Below are 17,144 nucleotides of genomic sequence, written 5' to 3'. Positions count from 1 at the left end.
AGGTCAGGAGGTGGTCTGCGTTGTCGCGGGCGCACCGTCCAGGGAGTCGAGGAGCTCGCCGAAGGTGGGCTTGGTTTCGTCGTACTCGAAGGTCATGGCGGCGGCGAGAGCCTCCCATCGGCCGGTGCTACGCCCGCAGTGCTCCAGCAGGATCTTCAGCGCGATCTCGGGTTCCTGGCGGGCGAGGACCTCATCGGCGGGGATCTGGCGCAGGTGCTCCAGGGTGTGGTGCCGGGACTTGACCAGGGCCCGGTAGATCTCGGAGCGGGAGAGGATTTCGCCGGCGGCGGGGGAGTCGAGCCAGGACTGCAGGACGGCGGCGGGGTCGGGGTGGTAGGCGAGTTCGTCGTCGCTCAGCAGCCGCAGCACCCCGTCGTCCTCGTCCTCCGGGGCCGGGACGGCGGCCGCCGCCTCCAGGAACCAGGCGGGGCCTTCGACCTTCTCGGCGATCCAGGCCAGTTCGGCGGGGTGCAGCGTGTTCAGGGCGTCGGTGACGGCGGCGTGCGGGGTGTGCGGGTTGGCGGCGAGAGCGGCCAGGGTCTCGGCGCGGCGGTGCTCGGCGTGGCGTTCCAGGAGCCGGGCCGGGCGGCCGTAGTCGGCGGGGAGGCTGTCGTCGACGACGCGGATCAGGGTCCGGCTCGGTGCGGGGGAGACGACGGCCGGCTGGTCCAGGGCGGCGAGCTGGGCGCAGGCGCCCGCGAGGTGGTCGGGGTTGGCGCTCAGGAGGGCCAGGTCATCGGCGAGGCGCCGCACCCGCCCGTCGAACTCGTAGTCGTTCTCCTGCTTCTCGGACAGGTGGAGCAGCTGGCCGCGGACTACCGCCGCGCCGGCGGCCGCGTGCAGCTGCTCGGCGGCGAGGTCGACCAGGCGCGGGTTGGTCTCGACGCGGCGGGCGATGTGGTGAAGGGTCCTGCGGGCCGTCACCCGCGGGTTGGGCAGTGCGGCCAGCTCGGGCAGGCACAACGCGGGCAGGCACGCCCGCAGCAGATCCTCGCTGAGAGCGGGGGCCGGCTCGTCTGCGGGGAGGTCTTCGCCGGGGTCCTCCTCGCCGGGCAGGTAGCCGACGGCGTTGGTCCGGGCGTCTTCCGCGGCCTGGATCTCGGCCTGGTCCAGGAGCAGGTGCTGGACGGCCGCCTTGAGCGTGGGGTGCGCGGCGAGTTCCGCCCACCGCTCGGGACACCGGGCCAGCATCGCCCAGCCGCTGCGGCCTCCCAGTTCCAGCGACCAGTCCTTCGGATACGCGGACACGGCCTCCCAGCCCTCTTCGGGTTCCGGGAGGAGCAGGTACGCGGCGAGCGGGGTCAGGCACGCCTCGAGGACGGCGTCGAACAGCGCCTGCGGCACCGGCGGGGGCGGGGCGGCCCCTTCGGTGCGGGTGTACTGGTCGGGATCCCAGTCCCGTACGACCCGCTCCACCTCGTGGTCGGCGAGGCGCGGCAGGAGCGCGACCGCCGCATCGACCTGGCCGGGGTGCCGGGCCAGAGCGGCGACCAGCCCGGCCCACAGGCGCCGGTGTCGCAGGATGGCGGGCACGTCGTCGACGCTCACCGTGCCTTCGGCTGCCAGGGCGGCCAGCAGCTTCTCGTCACCGTGGACCAGGAGCCGGCCCCGCAGCCGCTTGGCCGACGTCCGCGCCAGCAGCGCCGGAAGCGCGGCCTTGAGGGCTTCCTCCCGCCACTGGTCAGCCCGGGAGTCGAAGCCGTCCGAACACATCGCCGGGGCGCACAGGGCCTCGATCACCGTCTTGAGGGCTTCCCTGGGAAGGTCCTCGCTCATCGCGAGATCCCGCCACAGCGGGTACGTACGGGCATTGACCATCCCCGGGGATCCCCTCCCACGCCTGACCCGGCGTCACCGCCCGGTCGCCATCCGTCCACCGACCGTACGGTGCACCCGGGCCCGAGCGGGCCGCGATCCAAGAACTCGCCTCACCCTCGTTGGCGATGAACTGGTGGCCGTTGGTGATCCCGATGTAGGCGACCCCGTGCTGGTACGGCACTAGCGATCCTCAAGCGCCCGGACATACCTTCCGCGGCAGGAGCCCGGACCGTTATCCGGCGGCGAAAGGCTCGGTCCTGCCTGAATCAACTCGTCATCCGAGGTGAGACCCCTGAGCGCGGCTCCAACAGCCTCGATACCCGCCACCGTCGACACGACTGCTGAAGCCGCCGTGCCCAGCCGGTGGCGGCGGATCGCCGTCCTCGGCTTCCTGACCGTGCTCGCCGACGGCTTCGACACCAACGCCCTCACCTTTGTGGTGCCGAAGATGGCCAAGGAGTGGGGGCTGAAGTCCTCGGCATTCACTCCGGCGCTGGTCGCCACCCATGTCGGTGTGGTGATCGGCTACGTCCTTCTGGGCAGGCTGGTCAACCGGTTCGGCCGCAAGCCGGTGATCATCTCCGGCACCACGATCTTCGCGGTGGGCTCGGCGCTCACCGTGCTGGCCGACTCGATTGCGGTACTCACCGTGCTGCGCCTCTTCACGGCCCTCGGCCTCGGCGTGGTGCTGCCCGCCTCCATCTCGCTCGCGACGGACCACGCGCCGCATGGGCGGCGGGAATCGGTCGGCGTCATGGTCGTGATCGGAATCGCCATCGGCAACATGGTGGCGGGCGGCGCCGGAGTCAAGCTGATCGCCGCCTACGGCTGGACCGCGATCTTCTGGCTGGGCGCGGCCCTGCCGGCGCTGCTGCTGCCGCTGCTCATCTGGGGACTGCCCCGCACCGCTCCCGTCCCGTCCGGCGTCGGAGCGGCAGCCGGGCAGTCCGGTTCCGGCGAGAAGGCCGCCACGGTCGGCAGGCTCTTCCAGGGCGGCCTGGCCGTGCCGACGGCGCTGCTGTGGTCCTTTGCCTTCCTGGTCTTCATGAGCGGCTATGCACTCTCCACCTGGATTCCCACGCTGCTCAACACCAGCTTCGGGTTCAGCGAAGAGCAGGCACCGATGGGAACGGTCGCGCTGGGTGTCGGCGGTGTGCTCGGAAGTCTGGCGCTGATCCCGCTGTCGACCCGGGTCCGTACGGTCCTCCTGGTGGCCGGTGGGGCGCTGATCGGCAGCGCCTTCGTGACCGTCACCGCGCTCTCGGGCGCCGTGGGCACGGTCCTGCTGGTCCTGCTGGCCATCGGCTCCTCCGGAACCGTCCCCGGCGTTCTCGGCCAGGCGGCTGTGGCGGTGGGGCTGTACCCGGCGTCGGCCCGTACCACCGGCGTCGCCTGGGCCGCCGCCATCGGCCGAGTCGGCTCGATCGTCGGCCCGGCCGTGATCGGTGCACTCCTGGCGGCGGACGTCTCCGGCCGCGACGTGCTGCTCATTGCGGCGGTGCCGATGGCGGCGGCCGCGGTCGTCGCAGTCCTCCTCGCCCGCCGCACCGCCAGCGCCGCAGAGCCCCAGGACTGACCGGCCTCACTACGCCCACGCCTGCAGGCGGCATATGCCGGTTCGGCGGAGCCTGGAACCGTTTCATGACACCGCCCGTTCTCATCTGTAGGACAAGGTGTCGACCAGCGTGCCCACAACTACGGAATGCGAACTCGCCGCCACGCGGGGCCGGGGCGTAGGCGCGTCCGTCGTCGGGATCAGAGTCAACTTCTTGCGAGATCAAGGCCTCCTGCCTCTGCCTACATACCGGACGCAGGGTCCGGTCTAGCGAGGAGGAGACCTTGTGACTATCGCCATGGGGTCCGAGATGATTGAGGCGTCCCCCGGAGTGTGGACACAGGGGCTCATGCCGCGATTGAGAGTTTAGCTGCTTGCAGATGCTGCTGTTCGAACTCCACTGGTGAGAAGTAGTTGAGGGCACTGTGGCGTCTGCGGGCGTTGTAGTAGGTCAGCCACTGGAAGATTTCCAGCCTCGCGTGACGCACCGTCGAGAACAGCCTTTGGTGCATCGTCTCCCTCTTGAGCCCCTGCCAGAACGACTCGGCGAGGGCGTTGTCGTAACTCGAGCCGATCCGGCCCATGCTCCTGCGGATCCCGAAACCGTCGCAGACCTGTGCGAACGCGGCAGCGGTGTACTGCGAGCCCCTGTCCGCATGAAAGATCACGCCGTCCACGTTGCCGCCGCGGGCCGCCATTGCCATCTTGAGGGCGTCGATGACCAGCTCGGCCCGCATATGGGTGGCCATCGAGTAGCCGAGCACCCGGCGTGAGCAGACGTCCAGGACGCAGGCGAGATACAGCCACGACCCGCCGACCTGCACATACGTGATGTCACCGCACCACTTCTCGTCCAGCCGCCCGGCGGAGAAGTCACGTTGGACGAGGTCCGGGGCAGGCGGTGCGAGGCGGTCCGGGACCGTGGTGCGTTTACGGCGCCGCAGATGGAGGCCCTCCAGGCCGTGCTTGCGCATGAGCCGCTCGACGCGCTTGCGGTTCACCGTGTGTCCGAAGCCCCGCAGCTCAGCATGGACACGCCGCACTCCGTACGTTCCCTTGTGGTCGGTGTGGATCTCGCGGATTTCCGCGGCCAGGGCATCGTCGGCGGCCTGCCGCACCTGCCGCACCTGCCGCACCTGCCGCACCTGCCGCACCTGCCGGGCCTTCGCGCTGGCGATCCACCGGTAGAAGCCCGAGCGCGAGACCTGAAGCACCCGGCATATCCGCTGCACGCCGAAGTCGCCCCGGTTGTCGGAGATGAAGCCCCAGCGGAGGGTCATGCCCTCATCTCCTTCGCGAAATATTGGGCCGCCCGACGCAGGATCTCCCGCTCGAGTTCCCACTCCTTCTCCGCCTTGCGCAGCCGGCCATTCTCCGCCCGCAGCCTTGCCAGTTCTTCATCCCTGCCCTCGGCGACCGGCTCATCGCGGTTGCCGCGGCCCGCCAGCTCATCGGCCTGGCGCACCCAACTGCGCAGCGTCTCGCCGGTCACCCCAACATCCGCCGCCACCGCCGCATACGTGCGCTTGCCACCCGCCGCGCGGTACAGCGCGACGGCATCGTTCCTGAACTCCGCCGGATACGGAGACTTCCGTCCCACCAGGACACCCTTCCTCGGATCTGCAAGATCCATTGTCAGAGTGTCCACACCACCGGGGTCGCCTCAGATGCCCTGGGACTGCCGGGGCGGACGGACGGCGAGTTCACGCAGTCCCATGAGGCGTTCGGTGCGGGCGCCTTCGGGGACCTGGTCGAGCAGGCCGGGGCCGAACCAGTACGCCCGAACGGCGCGGACGCCGTCGCCGCCGCGACGGGGGCCGCCGACACCGCCCGGGAACGCACCACCCAGCACCTGCTCACGATGCGGCTGGAGCATCTGCGCGAGCAGTCCGCCGCCCGCACTGAGACGGACGCGGCCTTCGCGCCCGGATCGCCTTCTCCGACTCCGCCGCGAAGCAACTGGACTCCCTCAACAGCGAGGCCGAGCTGCAGGCCCTGGACCGCGCCCTGGTCGTCATCTCCGTCGACCCCGACGCCCGGCGGTGATCCGCCCGCGCCGGCCGTGAGCCGCGCGGGCCCAGGGGGCGGGGCCCGCGCGCGTCGTCAGTCCGTCAGCTGCCGTGCCGCGCCCGGCGACGGCGTACGACGAGGACGGTGCCCGCGCCCGCGACGACCGCTGCGGCGGCCGCGCCCGCGATCGGGAGTGTGGCGGAGGAGGAGCCGGTCGCCGCGAGGGCGCCGCCGGTCGTGGCCGAACCGGCACCGCCGGCCGACCCCGTCGACCCCGTCGACCCCGTCGAGCCGGTGGAACCGCCGCTTGACCCGCCGGTCGAGCCGGAGCCACCGTCCGGGCCGCCGGTCGTACCGCCCGTCGCGCCTGGCTCCCCGCCGGTGACCTCCACCGTGATGGGGGCCGTGTCGTTGGCCTTGTCGGGGTCGAACGGCAGCTTCCTGTTGCTCAGCGCCACCGAGCCCTTGGCGCCCGCCACCTTCTTGTCGATCTTCAACTTGAAGGTGAAGGTCGCCGTCTCCAGGTGTTCCTGCGGGCGGGTCGTGAGGCCGCAGTTGTACACCTTGCCCTTGGCCTTGCAGTAGAAGTCGGGCTTGACGACCGACGTTCCGGCGGGGAGCGTGACCAGGACGGAGGTCCACGGAGTTCCCGGCTTCGACCAGACCCAGCCAGGGCCGGTATTGGTGAAAGTCACCTTCATCGTCACCGTGTCGCCGGTCTTCCCCCGCAACGCCGCGCCCGTCACCTCGTAGTCGGCCGTATTGACCGACGTGACGGGCACCCTGAACCGGTCCGTGGACCCCGTGCCCCCGGTCGGCGACTCGACCAGTTCGATCTCCGGTGCGGTGCCCGGAAACGGAGTGCTGTTCTCGTCCGGTGACGGCTCGTAATCCGTGACGGTCACCCACATCTCGTCGTCGAAGGCGTGCTTCTCCGCCTTGACGGCGAACGGCTTCTGGGGCGTGTAGGCGACGCCCGGCTTCACCGCCTGGTCGAACGCGCATATCGCGATCCACCGCTCGGGCATCTCGTCGTACGCACCGACGTACTGCTTCTGGCAGTTGGAGGGAACCTCCGGGAAGGCGAGACCCCGGGTGGCGGTGTACTTGATCCACACCTTCTCGACGGTCGTGGTGCCCTTGTTCACCACGGTGACCGGCAGATCGACCGGGCTCCCCGGTTTCACTCCGGTGATCGGCTTGATGTCTCCAAGGACCAGGGAGGGCGGAGCCTCGTCGCCCACGGCGGCGGGAGCGGCGCCCAGCGCGACAAGCCCGGCGGCACCGAGGGTGGCGACGGCGGAACGGGAGACACGGCGTCGGTACGGGGGGTTCGGCATTGACGGAATCCTCTGTCGGGACATCGCTGAATGGAAGGCGTCTTTCAGGAGAACGGCACGTGCAACCCTTAGACACATACCGGCCCCGAACAGTTGCACGTGTCGTGCCGGACCCGGACGGCGCGGACGGCCCGTGGGCGGCCATCCCCGCCCTGTTCCCGGGTTTCGGGCCCGGCGCGGCTTCGCAGGCCGCGCTGTCGCGCGCGGTCCGACAACTACGTCTCCAGCAGCGCGTTGCTCGAGAAGATCACCTGCGGGCGCCGTGCAGCCTCCTTCGGAGCGGGCATGGACGCCCGTACCGCGGCACTCATTCGCCGGGCGGACACGGGACCGGTATCTGAGTCAACTGCCCCCTCGGACCAGTGCGCCGGGCCGGCACCCCGTACGGGGGCGTGGTCGAAGAACCGGTTCCCGGTGTCGATACGGATCTCCCGTACGCCGGGGTAGGGGCGGGGGAGGGGATCGTTGGTCGCGGCGATGACCTGGCAGGCGTAGCCGTCGGGGGAGGTGTCGTCGGCGATGTCGATGAGGGTGCCGATCAGGCGCAGCGCGGTGTCGTGGTCGAGGCCCTGGGATCCGAGGCCGGAGAGGGGTGAGTCGATGATGAGGAGCGGGGGCACCCTGACGGCGGGGTCGACGCGGCCCAGGTCTGTGCAGCACGAGCGCCTCCTCCCGGGTCCGGAGCAGCCCCAGATGCTCCCTCCCCCGCAGCGCGAACTTCGCCACGGCGACCTTCGAGCTGCGCTCCAGGGCCTTGCGCAGCAGGACGTACGGCTTGCTGGCCACAGCGCCGTCGGCGGTGAGGTAGTAGGAGTCGCCGATGCGGATCGGGTCGATGCTGTCGGCCGGCACGAACGCCACGATCTCGATCGCCTTGGCCGTGGGCAGCGGCATGGCGCCGAGCTCTTCGTCGGTGATCTCGATCAGGCTGCCGCCGGGCAGTTCGTAGCCGCGGCCGATCTCCTCCTGCCCCACCGTCTGGTCATCCAGCTCGCAGACCTTCCGGGTCCGCACCCGGCCGCCATCTGCCTCGTGGTACTGGTGGAAGCTGATGCTGCGGTTCTCGGTCGCGTTCACCACCTTGATCGGGATGGTGACCAGCCCGAAGCTGATGGCGCCGGACCAGATGGGGCGGGGCATGGCAGACCTCCGTGACAGCCCTGAGGCGGCCAGCGTCCGGCGTCAGGCCTCCGGCTCAGGCTTCCGGCTCAGGCCTCCGGCGTACGGCTTCCGGCAGCCCGGCCTCGCCGACACGCCCGAGAGCCGTCCGGCGTCACGCGCCCGCGTCCAACACCGCCCGTACGTCCCTCACCACGTCCGCCGCGGCCTCTACCGCCTCCGCGTCCAGCGCTTTCAGCGCCCCCGCGACCCGGTCCGCGAAGTCCGGCGGGGTGTCCGGGAGGGCGGCGGCCGTCGCCGCCGCGCCCTTCTCATTGAGGCACCAGACCCGGTGGTGGGCGAGCAGGGCCTGCACGAGGACGCCGAACGCCCGCGACAGACACAGCGACACATGGAGCGCGTCGCCCGTGCCCACCGACTTGCGGGCCGACCCGACCGAGAAGTCCGCCTCCCAGGCCGCCCCGGTCAGCGCCGCGCGCAGGCGCTCCGGATATGTCCGCGCCGCGGCCCGCAGAGCCGTCAACTCGCCTGCCGGATCGGCCAGTACGCGGCACAGGGCGACCTCCCCGGCGTACGCGGGCGACCAGAAGCCCAGCGGGTGGCCGGGCTGCGTCCCGACCTCGAAACGGCCCTCCGCGCAGTCGGCCAGGACCCGCTCCACCCGGTCCAGATCCCGCAGGATCCAGTCCACCGCGACACCGTCCACCGACAGCCAGGCGCCGCCGTTCACCCACGGGCCCCAGCCGCCGGGCCCGGCGACCTCCACCGGCGCGCCCGTCACCTCGGCGGCCAGCGCCGCCAGCGCCGGTACGTCGACCTCGCCGCGGTAGTAGACACCCAGGTCCCAGTCGGAGTCCGGGCGGTGCGTGCCCCTGGCGCGGCTGCCGCCCAGCGCCACGGCGCGTACCCCCCGCACGCCCGTGAGCCGCGCCGCCATCGCCTCGATCGTCCCGTTCACCGTCTCGTTCACCGCCCCTTCGCCGTCGCGGACAGTACCCGGGCACGGGCTGTCGGTGCCCGGGAATATCCTGGAGGTTCTTGGCCGTCGGCTACAAAGGAGTCCGAAGGTGACGTCGATGCTCGATGCCGTCGTCGTGGGGGCGGGACCGAACGGGCTGACCGCCGCGGTCGAACTGGCCCGGCGTGGCTTCTCGGTGGCCGTGTTCGAGGCCAGGGACACCGTGGGCGGGGGCGCCAGGACGGAAGAGCTCACGCTCCCCGGCTTCCGGCACGACCCCTGTTCCGCCGTGCACCCCCTGGGCGTCGGCTCGCCCGTCTTCAAGACCATGCCCCTGGAGCGGTACGGGCTCGACTGGCTGCACCCCGAACTGCCCATGGCGCACCCCTTCGACGACGGCACGGCGGCCGTGCTGTCCCGCTCCGTCGCCGAGACGGCCGCGTCCTTCGGGCCGCGCGACGCCGGCGCGTACCGCCGTCTGGTCGCCCCCTTCCTCGGCCGCTGGGACACGCTCGCCAAGGACTTCATGTCCCTGCCGCTGACCGCCCTGCCGCGCGACCCGGTGACCCTCGCCCGCTTCGGTCTTGCCGGACTGCCGCCCTCCACCTGGCTGATGCGCCGCTTCCGCGACGACAAGGCGCGGGCCCTGTTCGCCGGGCTCGTCGCCCATGTCATCGCCCCGCTGGGCGGGATCGCCACCGGCGCCGTGGGCCTGATCTTCGCCCTCGCCGCGCACGCGGGCGGCTGGCCGCTGCCGCGCGGCGGCTCCCAGTCGATCTCCGACGCCCTCACCGCGTACCTCCGCGATCTGGGCGGTTCGGTCCACACCGGATACGAGGTCAAGCGCCTGGACGACCTGCCGCCGGCCCGCGCGTACGTCTTCGACACCTCGCCGACCGCCCTCGCCCGGATCGCGGGCCTCGGCAGGGTGTACGACGGCTATCGCTACGGCGCCAGCGTCTTCAAGATCGACTACGCGCTGGACGGACCCGTGCCCTGGACGGCCGAGGAGCCCCGCCGGGCCGGCACCGTCCAGATCGGCCCCAGCAGCCGGGAGATCGGCACCGCGCTGCGCCAGGCCGCCGGCGGAGAGGCGCCCGGCACCCCGTTCCTGATCTGCGCCCAGCCCAGCCTGGTCGACCGGTCCCGGGCGCCCGAGGGCAAGCATGTCTTCTGGACATATGGCCATGTCCCGAACAGCTGGGACGGGGACCTCACCGACGCGATCGAGCGGCAGATCGAGCGCTTCGCTCCCGGCTTCCGTGACCGCGTCCTGGCCCGCGCCACCGCGGGACCGCCCGAGCTGGCCGCCCGTAACGCCAACTATGTCGGCGGCGACATCGCCTGCGGCGCCGCCTCGGGCCTTCAGCTGCTTCTGCGCCCCAAGATCTCGCTGTTCCCGTACACCACCTCGCATCCCGCCGTCTTCCTCTGCTCCTCCGCGACCCCGCCGGGAGCCGGTGTCCATGGGATGTCCGGGCACAACGCGGCGAAGGCCGTATGGCGACGGCTGCGCGAGACACACACGTGATTCGGGTCGCACGCGCGGCCGGAGCGCCTCCCGGCCACCCGCCCCGTCGGCCGGACGGCCCGGTCCGGCGGGCCGAAGGCTGATGTCGTTTTCCTGCCAGCCCGGAGGTCTCGCGTGCCCGATGCTTGAGACATGTACACCGACACCGAGCGTTGTGTGCGGGCCGTCCAGTCCAAGGACGCGCGGTTCGACGGCTGGTTCTTCACCGCGGTCCTGACCACCCGGATCTACTGCCGGCCCAGCTGTCCGGTCGTGCCGCCCAAGGCCGAGAACATGACCTTCTACCCGAGCGCGGCCGCCTGCCAGCAGGCCGGCTTCCGCGCCTGCAAGCGGTGCCGTCCGGACACCAGCCCCGGTTCCCCGGAGTGGAACGCCCGCGCCGACACCGTCGCCCGCGCCATGCGGCTCATTCAGGACGGGGTCGTCGACCGCGAGGGCGTCCCGGGCCTCGCGGGACGCCTCGGCTACTCCGCCCGCCAGATCGAACGGCAGCTCCTCGCCGAGCTGGGCGCGGGCCCGCTCGCACTGGCCCGCGCCCAGCGGGCCCAGACCGCCCGACTGCTCATCGAGACGACCGGGCTGCCGATGGCCGAGGTCGCCTTCGCGGCGGGCTTCGCCTCCATCCGGTCGTTCAACGACACCGTCCGCGCGGTCTTCGCGCTGGCGCCGAGCGAGCTGCGCGCACGCGCCTCGCGCGCGGCCTCCCGCGCCAGGCGCGGTGCGGGGCAGCCCGCCACCCCCGGCGTGATCTCGCTGCGGCTGCCGTTCCGCGCGCCCCTCAACCCGGACAACCTCTTCGGGCACCTGGCCGCGACCGCGGTGCCGGGTGTCGAGGAGTGGCGGGACGGCGCGTACCGGCGCACCCTCGCGCTGCCGTACGGCCATGGCATCGTCGCGCTCAGCCCGCGCCCCGACCACATCGCCTGCCGGCTCTTCCTCACCGACCCGCGCGATCTCACGCTCGCCATCAGCAGCTGCCGCCGGCTGCTCGACCTCGACGCCGATCCGGTCGCCGTCGACGAGCAGCTGCGCGGCGACCCGCTGCTGACCCCGCTGGTCGACAAGGCGCCGGGGCGGCGGGTGCCCCGTACCGTCGACGCCGCCGAGTTCGCCGTACGCGCCGTGCTCGGCCAGCAGGTGTCCACCGCGGCGGCCAGGACACACGCGGCCCGGCTGGTCGTCGCACACGGCGTGCCCGTCGACGATCCCGAGGGCGGACTCACCCATCTCTTCCCGGACTCCGACGCGCTGGCCGCGCTCGACCCGGAGGCGCTGGCCCTGCCGCGCAGCCGGCGCACCACTCTGACCACGCTCGTCGCGGCCCTCGCCGACGGCTCAGTGCGGCTCGGGACCGACAGCGACTGGGAGGAGGCGCGGGCGCGGCTCACCGCCCTGCCCGGGTTCGGACCGTGGACGGTCGAGGTGATCGCGATGCGCGGGCTCGGTGACCCCGACGCGTTCCTGCCGACCGATCTCGGCATCCGCCGGGCCGCCGGCGGACTCGGCCTGCCGTCCACCCCCGCCGCGCTCACCGCGCGCGCCGCCGCCTGGCGGCCCTGGCGTGCCTACGCCGTCCAGTATCTGTGGGCCACCGAAGACCATGCCATCAACCACCTGCCCGCGTAACCACCTGCCCGCGTAAGGATGTTCGCCGTGTTCAGACAGCACACCGTGATCGACAGTCCGTACGGACCACTGACCCTCGTCGCCACCGAGGGGGTGCTCAGCGGCCTCTACATGGTGGAACAGCGTCACCGTCCGCCGGCCGAGACCTTCGGCGAGCCCGACCCCCGGCCGTTCGGTGAGACGACGCGTCAGCTCGCCGCGTACTTCGACGGCGAGCTGACGGACTTCGAGCTGCCGATGCGGCTGGACGGCACCCCGTTCCAGCTCCGCGTCTGGGAGGAGCTCCGGAAGATCCCGTACGGCGAGACCCGCTCGTACGGCGAACTGGCCGTGACCCTCGGCAAGCCGGGCGCCTCGCGGGCGGTCGGGCTGGCCAACGGCAAGAACCCGATCGGCATCATCGTGCCGTGCCACCGGGTCATCGGCTCCACCGGCAGCCTCACCGGCTACGGCGGCGGACTCGACCGCAAGCAGCGGCTGCTGCGCTTCGAGGGCGCGACGGTCGACGTCCCGGCCGCCGCCACGCTCTTCTGACCCCGCGCGGGAGGCGGGGGTCAGCCGGCCGCCGGGTCAGCCGTGGTGAAACCGCTTCAGCAGCGCGGGCAGCGCCGTGCCGATCGGCTCGCGGACGATCTCGTCGGCCCGGTCGTCGTACGGCGTCGGCTCGGCGTTCACCACGATGAGCCGCGCGCCGTGGTCGGCGGCGATCCCCGCCAGCGAAGCGGCCGGCTGCACCTGGAGGGTCGTACCGACCGCGACGAACACCTCGCACGCCTTGGCGATGGCCAGCGCCTGGGCGAGCACGTCGGGGTCGAGCCGCTCGCCGAACATCACCGTCGCCGACTTGAGGATCCCGCCGCACACCAGGCAGCGCGGATCCTCCTCGCCCTCGGCGACCCGGTCCAGCGCTTCCTTCATCGAGGACCGTGCCCGGCACCCGGTGCAGCTGACCGACCGCGCCGTGCCGTGCAGTTCGAGGACCTTGCGGACCGGCGTCCCGGCCAGCTGGTGCAGTCCGTCGACGTTCTGGGTGATCACCCGGACCGCTGTCCCCGACTGCTCCAGCTCGCGCACCGCGCGGTGCGCGGCATTGGGCTCGGCACGCAGCGTGGGGCTGTCGCCCCGCATGCGCCAGGAGCGGCGGCGGATCTCCGGGTCGGTCATGTACGAGTCGTACGTGACGAGCTTCTCGGCCCCGGGATCGCGCCGCCACAGGCCGTTGGGTCCGCGGTAGTCGGGGATGCCGGAGTCGGTGGAGATCCCGGCGCCGCTGAGGATCGCGACGAGAGTCATGCCGCGAGCGTACGCAGCGGCGCCGGGAGCGGCGAGCGGATTAGTGGCCGGCCGGTGTGGACGACGGCGGGTCGGCGGGTCGGCCGGTCAGGGCCGCTTGACCGGGGTGAAGGGGCTCGGAGCCAGCCCCGTCCAGCGGTGCAGGACGGCGCGGCCGGTCTGCTGAGTCACCCCGTCGACCTGGACCGTGCCTGCCTCGGCGAGGTAGTAGCGGCCGTCGTCGAGCGAGATCAGCCCGTACTGGCCCGTGGACTCCCAGCCGTACACACCGGACGCCGTGTGGTGCAGCCCGCGGGGGAGGAGCGACAGCAGCCGGCCGCGCTCCGGGCGCTGCTGACCGCGCACGGTGCCCCAGGCGGGGCGCTTCGAGCCGTCGAGGACGAAGAGGGAGTAGTTGGGGAACTGTGTCTTGGTGCCCTTGTACGCGGCCATCAGCCAATTGCCGCTGTGCGCGTCGTACTCCAGGTTCTGCACGCCGTAGGTGGTGTTGCCGGTATACGCGAAGTACTTGCCGTCCGGGGCGGCGGGACCGCTCGTGTGCGGGGCGGTCTCGGTCAGCGGCTTCTCGAACTTCTTCCACTGCCCGACGTCGTACTGCAGCAGGACCTGGTGGTCGTTGTCCTTGCGGGTGGTGTTGGCGTAGATCCCGTACGCGACGGTGAGCTTCGTCCCGCCGCCTCTGCGGTCGAGGGCCGGGCCGAACGCCACGCCGTCGATACCGCTGCATCCGTACCGGTGGTCGGGGGTCTTGGCGGTGTCGCCGTCGAAGACGCCGTCGCCGTTCATGTCGGCCGTGTAGTCCTTCACGACCTCCTTGAGGTGAACCGTGGAGACCACGCCCGTGGACTCGGCGTCCATGTTCATCCGGGTGATGCGGTCCCCGTTGAAGACGGCGATGTAGAACGCCTTCGCCGCCTTGTATTCCAGGGAGCCGTAGACCCGGCCGTCCCGGTCGTTGAAGTCCAGGTCGCCGAGGTGCCCGGTGAAGCCGGTGACGGAGCCGAGGGGCTTGCCGCGCAGATCGGTCTTCACCAGGAGGTTGGTGAAGGAGAAGTACATACGGCCCTTGCGGCGGTCGACGGCCGTGCCCTGGAGATGGCCGGACTGCCAGCCGCCGCCGCTGACGGCGGTGGGCATCCTGGGCAGCGTCTTCGGTGCGGGCGGTCTGCCGCCCGCGGTCCCGGCCTGGGCGGCGCCCCCGCCGGCCACGACGACCGAGAAGGACATCACGGCTAAGGATGTGAGCAGGGCCGCCAGTCGGCCACGTGTCTGGCTTCGCATGGTTCCTCCGGGATCCTGGGACTTCGAATGATGCCAGCGGAGCGTGCACCAGGGACCAACACTGAGTGAACGCGTGGCGTGCGGCCCGCGGTCCGTCAACCGATCGCCGCAGAAAAACGGTTGTATGTACGCCTCGCGAACTGCCGACCCAGCGGCGGCGCTTCGGATCAGCCCCTGGCCGCCGCCACGGCACCGCCGCTCTGCCGGGCGGACCGCAGCGTGATCGCCTCGCCGAGCGCGGTCTGCTCGGCGGCGGGGAGGCGGCGCTCGGCGTGGAGCATGCGCAGCGCCGTGGTCACGCGCTCCTCGTCCTCTGGTCCGCCGAGGTTCCCCATGCAGGCGGGGAGAACCAGACTCAGCGCTTCGAGGTCCGCGCGTGCGCACAGGCGCGTCAGGAGGGTACGGACCGAGTCGTCCTGCCGGTCCGCCGTGCCGGTGGCACGCAGGCCCCTGGCGATACAGAGGCGGAGCCACTCCCCGTACTGGCCGGGCGGCACGTCCTTCAGGCGCTCGGCGGCCGACTCGAAGTGCTCGCGCGCCGCGGCCGTCTGCCCGAGATCCTGGTGGGCGCTGCCCATGGTGGCGTGGAGGGAGGCGTAGAAGCCGCGGACGCGCTCGTCACCGACCAGGTCGGCGCGGGACAGGCACTCCTGATTCCACCGCAGGGTCTCCTGCGGGGTCGGCTGATGGCGGGCGAGATAGTGCGCGGCGACGCAGGCGTCGTAGTCGTCGCCGGCGGCCTCCCACGCCCGCAGGAACAGGTCGCGCGCCTCGGCTTCCCGCCCTTCCGCCTCTGCTCGCATGCCCTGCGCGCACAGCTGTACGACGGGGTTCTCGGGGTCCATGTCCACTCCTGGGGATGTGCGGGGAGGTACGGGGGAGGTGCGGTGATGTGCCGGGGTGTCAGTTGCCGTTGCCGGGGGTGAGGCTGATCGGCATGACCAAGGTGGTGAAGCTGCCCTGGTCCGCGGAGCGCACCACGACCGGCTGGGTTGCGGTTGAGATCTCCAGCAGCACGTCCGGGCCGATGCTCGCCTCCAGCGCCGGTGCCAGGACAGCGGGGTCGAAGCCGATCCGCAGCGGCGGCTCATCCGGGCGGACGGCGGGCAGGCGCGTGGCACCGGAGCCGTCGGGCAGGGAGATGACCACCTCGTCGTCGCCGAGGACCAGGGCGATCCCCGGCGTGTCACCGCGGCGGCTGACGGCGTCGAGCAGGGCCTGCCGGTCCACGATGACCCGGTGGGCGGGCGGCGCCAGGGCGGACAGCATCTCGCGATACGAGGGAAACCGTCCGTCGCACACCACGAGATCACGGAACTCGGACCCGGACGCGTCGTATGCCCTGGCCCCGTCCGGGCCGACCTCGACGGTGACCTCGGAACGGCGCGCGGCCCAGGCCCCCGTCCCGGTCAACGCGGCCGACTCCACCAGCAGTCGACAGGCCGGCCCGTCCACCGCCGCCGGTCCCAGGACACGCATCGACAAGCGGTAGCGATCGGTGGCCACCAGCCGTACTTCGCCGTCGTCGATCTCGACCAGAACGCACCCGAGGACCGGATGCGCCGCGTCGTGCCCGACGGCGGGCACGACCTGGCGGACGGCGCCGGCCAGCTCCGGGCCACCCAGCCGCACCCGCGTGGACGCACCGCCCCCGGCGGGGGAAAGGGACCGGAGCACCGCCGCGATCGTGGCGTCGGCCGTCCGGCTCCGGTCCCGCACGGTGGTCCGGTGCCCCTCCAGTACGGCGCGGGCCGCCGGCGCGGGACCGTCGAGCACGACGGTGACCTCGGCCAGCGGCAGCCCCGCCTCCCGCAGGGACCGCAGCAGCCGGGCCCGCGTCTCCTGGTCAGGCGTGTACGAGCGGTAGCCGGTCGCCGCGTCGACCCGCGCCGGCCGCAGTACCCGGCAGTCGTCGTAGAAGCGCAGCGCGCTCGGCGCGAGACCGACGCGCCGGGCGAAGGCGCTGATGCTCAGCAGTTCCGTGGTGTCGTCCGTGGTGCCGTCCATGGCCGCGATTGTGGGCGTTCATCCAGCTTGAAGGTCAACCTGAAGGTCAACTCCATGCCGGGACGGCGCCGCCACGGGCCTGTTACGGGCCTGCCACGGGTCTGCTCACAGCGGCCGGCGGCCGTTCTCCAGCTCCGCCGTGCCCGCGCCGGAGTCCAGCACGTCGAGCGCCGCCAGCACACGCCGCCCGAGAGCCCCCAGCAGATACGACGGGATCTCCTCGCGGTCCACCAGCCGCCAGGACAGCAACTCCTCCTCCTGGAGCCGGATCGCCGCGAGCCGCTCCTCGCCCAGCACCCCGCCGTCGTAGAGATACACGGCGATCGGCGGCCGGTTCCCGCCCGGCACCCAGTCGATCGCGAGCAGCGGTCCCGGCTCGATGTCCAGGCCGATCTCCTCGATCGTCTCCCGTCTGGCGCCCTGGCGCGGCGTCTCGCCCTGGTCGGACTCGATGGTCCCGCCGGGCAGCACCCAGCCCTCGCGGTAGTTGGGTTCGGCGATCAGTACGCGCCCCTCGCCATCCCTGAACAGCATGGCGGCCCCGGCGAGTACCCGGGGGAGGCCGGCGATGTACGCGGCGTAGTCGGCATCCGTATTCGTCACACG

Annotated in this window: 15 protein-coding genes and 1 pseudogene; 4 read left to right on the top strand and 12 right to left on the bottom strand. The window is 71.9% G+C overall.

Annotated elements, in window-relative coordinates:
* Positions 1–3: 3 nt before the first annotated feature.
* Positions 4–1,818, bottom strand: coding sequence for a hypothetical protein (locus tag ACFVWW_RS05880; RefSeq protein ID WP_386876153.1), 1,815 nt, complete (start codon positions 1,816–1,818; stop codon positions 4–6).
* 352 nt (positions 1,819–2,170) lie between these two features.
* On the opposite strand from ACFVWW_RS05880, the gene ACFVWW_RS05875 reads away from it, so the two are divergent.
* The gene (locus tag ACFVWW_RS05875) at positions 2,171–3,394 is read left to right on the top strand and encodes an MFS transporter (RefSeq protein ID WP_384335271.1); all 1,224 of its coding nucleotides are present in this window, start codon (positions 2,171–2,173) and stop codon (positions 3,392–3,394) included.
* Between the two features lie 326 nt (positions 3,395–3,720).
* On the opposite strand, the gene ACFVWW_RS05870 is transcribed toward ACFVWW_RS05875, so the two are convergent.
* From ACFVWW_RS05870 to ACFVWW_RS05845, 6 genes and pseudogenes are all read right to left on the bottom strand, one after another.
* A protein-coding gene (locus tag ACFVWW_RS05870; RefSeq protein ID WP_386876765.1) for an IS3 family transposase occupies positions 3,721–4,973 on the bottom strand; the annotation gives its coding sequence in 2 pieces (ribosomal slippage) (positions 3,721–4,721 and positions 4,721–4,973; 1,254 coding nt in all).
* A 63-nt stretch (positions 4,974–5,036) separates the two neighbouring features.
* Positions 5,037–5,249: a hypothetical protein gene (locus ACFVWW_RS05865; protein ID WP_386876149.1), complete on the bottom strand. Its 213-nt coding sequence runs from the start codon at positions 5,247–5,249 to the stop codon at positions 5,037–5,039.
* A 235-nt stretch (positions 5,250–5,484) separates the two neighbouring features.
* On the bottom strand, positions 5,485–6,723 hold the full coding sequence (locus tag ACFVWW_RS05860; RefSeq protein ID WP_386876147.1) for an LAETG motif-containing sortase-dependent surface protein: 1,239 nt from the start codon (positions 6,721–6,723) through the stop codon (positions 5,485–5,487).
* A gap of 215 nt (positions 6,724–6,938) precedes the next feature.
* Positions 6,939–7,343: a hypothetical protein gene (locus ACFVWW_RS05855; RefSeq protein WP_386876809.1), complete on the bottom strand. Its 405-nt coding sequence runs from the start codon at positions 7,341–7,343 to the stop codon at positions 6,939–6,941.
* Between the two features lie 31 nt (positions 7,344–7,374).
* Positions 7,375–7,863: pseudogene (locus ACFVWW_RS05850) on the bottom strand (Ku protein); the annotation flags it as partial.
* A 133-nt stretch (positions 7,864–7,996) separates the two neighbouring features.
* A complete protein-coding gene (locus tag ACFVWW_RS05845; RefSeq protein ID WP_386876763.1) occupies positions 7,997–8,779 on the bottom strand; it encodes a nucleotidyltransferase domain-containing protein in 783 nt (260 codons plus the stop codon).
* Between the two features lie 130 nt (positions 8,780–8,909).
* On the opposite strand from ACFVWW_RS05845, the gene ACFVWW_RS05840 reads away from it, so the two are divergent.
* The 3 genes from ACFVWW_RS05840 (at position 8,910) to ACFVWW_RS05830 (ending at position 12,491) form a co-directional block, all read left to right on the top strand.
* A complete protein-coding gene (locus ACFVWW_RS05840) occupies positions 8,910–10,331 on the top strand; it encodes a phytoene desaturase family protein (RefSeq protein WP_386876145.1) in 1,422 nt (473 codons plus the stop codon).
* 132 nt (positions 10,332–10,463) lie between these two features.
* On the top strand, positions 10,464–11,957 hold the full coding sequence (locus tag ACFVWW_RS05835; RefSeq protein WP_386876143.1) for a DNA-3-methyladenine glycosylase 2 family protein: 1,494 nt from the start codon (positions 10,464–10,466) through the stop codon (positions 11,955–11,957).
* 18 nt (positions 11,958–11,975) lie between these two features.
* Entirely contained in the window at positions 11,976–12,491 is a 516-nt protein-coding gene (locus ACFVWW_RS05830) for a methylated-DNA--[protein]-cysteine S-methyltransferase (protein WP_386876141.1), read from the top strand.
* Positions 12,492–12,527: 36 nt separating this feature from the next.
* Here ACFVWW_RS05830 and ACFVWW_RS05825 read toward each other — a convergent pair whose 3' ends face one another.
* The 5 genes from ACFVWW_RS05825 to ACFVWW_RS05805 form a co-directional block, all read right to left on the bottom strand.
* Positions 12,528–13,250 carry an NAD-dependent deacetylase gene (locus ACFVWW_RS05825; protein ID WP_384181285.1) on the bottom strand — a complete coding sequence of 241 codons (723 nt, stop codon included), beginning with the start codon at positions 13,248–13,250 and terminating at the stop codon, positions 12,528–12,530.
* Positions 13,251–13,337: 87 nt separating this feature from the next.
* Entirely contained in the window at positions 13,338–14,531 is a 1,194-nt protein-coding gene (locus ACFVWW_RS05820) for a hypothetical protein (RefSeq protein WP_386876139.1), read from the bottom strand.
* 167 nt (positions 14,532–14,698) lie between these two features.
* Positions 14,699–15,376 carry a hypothetical protein gene (locus tag ACFVWW_RS05815; protein WP_384335256.1) on the bottom strand — a complete coding sequence of 226 codons (678 nt, stop codon included), beginning with the start codon at positions 15,374–15,376 and terminating at the stop codon, positions 14,699–14,701.
* 58 nt (positions 15,377–15,434) lie between these two features.
* Positions 15,435–16,538 (bottom strand): MerR family transcriptional regulator, encoded by a 1,104-nt coding sequence (locus ACFVWW_RS05810; protein ID WP_386876137.1) that lies wholly within the window; start codon positions 16,536–16,538, stop codon positions 15,435–15,437.
* Between the two features lie 105 nt (positions 16,539–16,643).
* Complete coding sequence (locus ACFVWW_RS05805) at positions 16,644–17,141, bottom strand: NUDIX domain-containing protein (RefSeq protein ID WP_384181293.1); 498 nt, start codon at positions 17,139–17,141, stop codon at positions 16,644–16,646.
* Positions 17,142–17,144 lie beyond the last annotated feature (3 nt).

Source organism: Streptomyces sp. NPDC058198, assembly GCF_042882605.1.
Classification (GTDB): Bacteria; Actinomycetota; Actinomycetes; order Streptomycetales; family Streptomycetaceae; genus Streptomyces.
Note: the sequence above shows the minus strand (reverse complement) of the source record. Positions and strands in the feature narration are given on the sequence as shown.